The organism is Gammaproteobacteria bacterium (assembly GCA_022340215.1).
Classification (GTDB): Bacteria; Pseudomonadota; Gammaproteobacteria; order JAJDOJ01; family JAJDOJ01; genus JAJDOJ01.
Genome location: JAJDOJ010000260.1, coordinates 1 through 3788, shown reverse-complemented (window position 1 = coordinate 3788; position 3788 = coordinate 1). Strand labels below are relative to the sequence as shown.

Genomic DNA, 3788 nt, shown 5'->3' with positions numbered 1-3788 from the left:
CTATGGCTGGAACTTCACTTCACAGGTGAAGGCGCTGGAGATTGAGGACTGCTCCACCGCGTACCGGTCTCCCTGGCAGAATCCATATATAGAGCGGCTGATCGGAACGGTCCGGCGGGAATGCCTCGACCACCTGATCATCATGAGAGAGCCGCACTTGCATCGAGTTTTGCGCGGGTACGTCGAATACTACAACAGGGACCGCACGCATCTCGGATTGGCGAAGGACTGTCCCATTCCGCGCGAGGTCGAGCCTCCAGATATTGGGCCGATCAGGCAGCGTTCCATGGTCGGTGGACTCCATCACCGCTACTATCGAGAGGCGGCGTAACCGTGGATTCGAGGCCGGATGGGATCAATGGTAGGGACACCGTCTGGCCAGTGATGAAACACGAACGTCCGGCGGTGCAAAGGAGCGCAGTGAAACAGGCGAGAGTGGCCAGGCAATGTTTGAATGTTTGAACTTTGTTCATGATGTTTTGTTCAGTGTCAATTTGGGAGGAGTGGTCTGGTGTCGTCGGAGTTTCGCTAATCGTGTGCGTCATCGCAAGCCAAGACTGCCCGCGTTGCCGCGTTGTCGCGTTGCTGTCCCATCCAGTCGCCGACCCGGTCTCCCGGTGGGTTTCACTGGTGAAGTTGCGGGCCGCTTCCAATTAAGAAAGCGGCCCGCGTGTTTCACTGTAGCACTTCCATTTATACTAGTGTGCTCGGATCGTTTTCTTCACGCCGTTCCCGTCTGCGCCCATGGCCGGGACCGGATTACCCGGGTCCTGGAGATTTGGCAACAGGTCGGTGGACGCTCCGCCTGGGAACCGTTTGATGTTGGGATACTTAATGATCGATTTGTTGAAAGCAATCAGCGGCTCGTCACACAACGAAAGGGCCCAGCCATTATCCATGCCGGCATAGCGACCGGGCGATGATGTTGGATTGCGTGTCGGGACCGCACCGTTGAACATCAAGTCGTACTTCTCGAACGGGTCCAGAGTCAGGTTGTAGAGCGATGGGACAGCTCCCATGTTCAGCTCCGGACCCATCCAGGTGTCTTTCGATGTGTAGAGCATCTTCCAGGCGATCCTGATCCACGGCTCATCAGGGTCGCCCCCAATATCGGCGCGTACACCTTTGAAGTTTTCGCCATCAATGTAGATCCAAGAGTCGCGTGCCGAATGCATGTCTTTGCCGGTCACGTAGGCAGTGTTGTCAACACCGTCGAAGTAGATCGGATTTCCGTTGTCGTCTTTCCACGCGCCGTGCGGCGGCGGAGTTAGCCCAGCCATACTGGCTGTGGTGGGCCAAACGTCCATGTGCGACATCATCTCATGCAGATTCTGCCCTGCCGGAATCTTGCCGGGTGCCCACATAATCCCCGGAACACGCCAGCCAGCCTCGAATGCCGATCCCTTTTCACCGCGGTACGGATGGGTTCCGGCATCGGGAAAAGCATCCTGCCAAGCTCCGTTGTCGGCCGTAATCACCACGATCGTGTTCGGCGCTTCGGCGCGAATGGTGTCCATGATCCGACCGATGTTGTAGTCCAGCTCCATCACCGAATCCGAGTAATTACCGAGGTGCGTTTTGCCGACAAATTGTTTGGCCGGACGAGTTGGCTGGTGCAGCTTCATGAAGTTCACGTCCATGAAGAATGGTTTGTCGTCATTGGCATGCATTTTGATGTATTCGACTGCCGAATCGGTCTGCCGCATATCGAACTCGTCGAGATTGTCCAAGGTGATCACTTCGCCCTTGACCGCCGGCTGGCCTGCCACGCCCGACCATTCAAACAGGTTAACGATGTTCTGGTATTCGTCCCAATACGCCGCGTTGTATTTCGGGAACCACGGGTGCGCATCGGGCGAGGTATCGCTGTAGGCATAAACGCCGGGGTAGTAGGCGCCGAAATGCTTCATCTCGTCGAAGCCGTGTTCGATCGGGTAGAACTCGGCCACGTCACCGAGGTGCCATTTGCCCGAGTAGTAAGTGGAATAGCCGTTCTCTTTATAGAATTCGGCGATGGTCGGCGTTTCGGCTTTGAGGCCGTTCCGATCACCGGGAACTACGACAACCGAGAGGGCCGAGCGGATCGGAATGCGCCCGGTCATAAACGAGGCCCGCCCGGCCGTGCAGCTCGCCTGGCCATACCAGGAGGTGAACATCGCGCCTTCTTTGGCGACCCGGTCGATGTTCGGTGTCGGGTGCCCGAGTGCAGCGCCGCCGCCCGTGTAACAACCGAAGTCATTCCAGCCGACGTCGTCGGCCATGAGGATGACGACGTTCGGTTTCTTTTTATCCGCCGCGTGGGCAGGATTGATCACGCTTATCAGCGCGGCTCCGACTGCCAGCAATGTCAGCCCGTATTTGGTGGCTCTATATTTCATATTGTTGGTTCGCTTTCTGGTTTGTTTTCCGTCTATCTCGACTTTCCTGCCAGAAATATCCGCAAGATAGGGTAGCATTTATCATAAGATGCGGCGATAAGGGAATTGCAAAATGGCTATGCTTACGATAACCAGAACGCATCATGATTGAACTCCGTCATCTCGCACATGCGCTCGCCCTGGCGGAGCATCGGAACGTCGCCCGGGCGGCGAAGGCCCTGCACATGAGCCAGCCGGCATTGACCCGGAACATCCAGGCGCTGGAGGACCGGATGGGGCTGCCCTTGTTCGAGCGGCTGCGAAGTGGCGTGGAACCGACCGACGCCGGGCAACTGCTGTTGAAACGGGCCGAGGTGATCCTCTCACAGACCGACGACCTGATGCGCGAAGTTGGCGGCGTGGGAACGGGTGTGCAGACGGGGCTCCGGTTGTCGGCGGGACCCTACCCCGCTGGAATGATCGTGGGACCCGCCGTGGCGTCCATGCTCAGGAAATGGCCGGAACGTCACTTCAACATCGCCGTGGATAACTGGGTGGACGCCATTCGCAAACTGCGTGACCGGCGTGTGGATTTCGCCATTTGCGAGGCGAGCGAGGTCAAGGACAGGGACCTGGAATCCCTACCGCTTGCCCGCCACCAAGGCAGTCCGATGGTGAGGCGAGGCCATCGGCTGCTTGATGCAGGGGGCCTCACATTCAAGAAGAACATGGAGTGGCCCGTGGTGTTCACGGCGAGATTTCCACTGCCCATTACGGCACGCCTCTCCACGTCGAGAAAGCGCTTCGCGACTACCTTGAGTGCGGCATCCTGGCCCACGGCTTCGCCCGAGCGTACTGCGACGGCTGTGGCCACGACTTCCTGATCGCCTTCTCCTGCAAGGGAAGAGATCTCTGTCCGTCCTGCGCCACGCGCCGGATGGTAGAGACGGCCGCGCATCTGGTTGACCAGGTCCTGCCTCGGGTCCCGTATCGGCAGTGGGTCGTGTCGGTACCGAAGCGAGTGCGCTGGCTGCTTCGTCATGGACATCTCGACACTGCGGCGGGCCACATCCTCGATACACCCGAGCATGCGGGTGGCTGGTCCGTCGATGCGTCGGTCAACCTACCCGCCTGGGATCGGCAGGGCCTCGAGCGTCTGGTGCGCTACTGTGCAAGACCGCCCCTGAGTCAGGAACGCCTGGGCCGGCTGAACGACGAGACGCTGGTCTATCGGCTGCGCAAGCCCACCGTCGATGGGCGGATGGAGTTGATCCTCACGCCGCTGGAGCTGCTCGATCGGCTGTCGAAGCTGGTCACGCCGCCGCGACTGCACAAGCATCGCTACTGTGGGGTGCTGGCCCCCAACGCGAAGCTGCGCAAGTCGGTGATCCAGAGCGCGGGTCCCGCGGGAGCCACGCTGCAGTTGCTACA

Annotated in this window: 3 protein-coding genes and 1 pseudogene; 3 read left to right on the top strand and 1 reads right to left on the bottom strand. The window is 59.2% G+C overall.

The window, feature by feature from the left end:
- A partial coding sequence (locus tag LJE91_17710; GenBank protein MCG6870498.1) for a transposase occupies positions 1-331 on the top strand: 331 nt, incomplete at its 5' end.
- A gap of 367 nt (positions 332-698) precedes the next feature.
- On the opposite strand, the gene LJE91_17705 is transcribed toward LJE91_17710, so the two are convergent.
- Entirely contained in the window at positions 699-2456 is a 1758-nt protein-coding gene (locus LJE91_17705; GenBank protein MCG6870497.1) for an arylsulfatase, read from the bottom strand.
- Positions 2457-2521: 65 nt separating this feature from the next.
- On the opposite strand from LJE91_17705, the gene LJE91_17700 reads away from it, so the two are divergent.
- Positions 2522-3241: a LysR family transcriptional regulator gene (locus tag LJE91_17700; GenBank protein ID MCG6870496.1), complete on the top strand. Its 720-nt coding sequence runs from the start codon at positions 2522-2524 to the stop codon at positions 3239-3241.
- A pseudogene (locus LJE91_17695) lies at positions 3169-3788 on the top strand (transposase). Before LJE91_17700 ends, LJE91_17695 begins: the two are co-directional and overlap by 73 nt.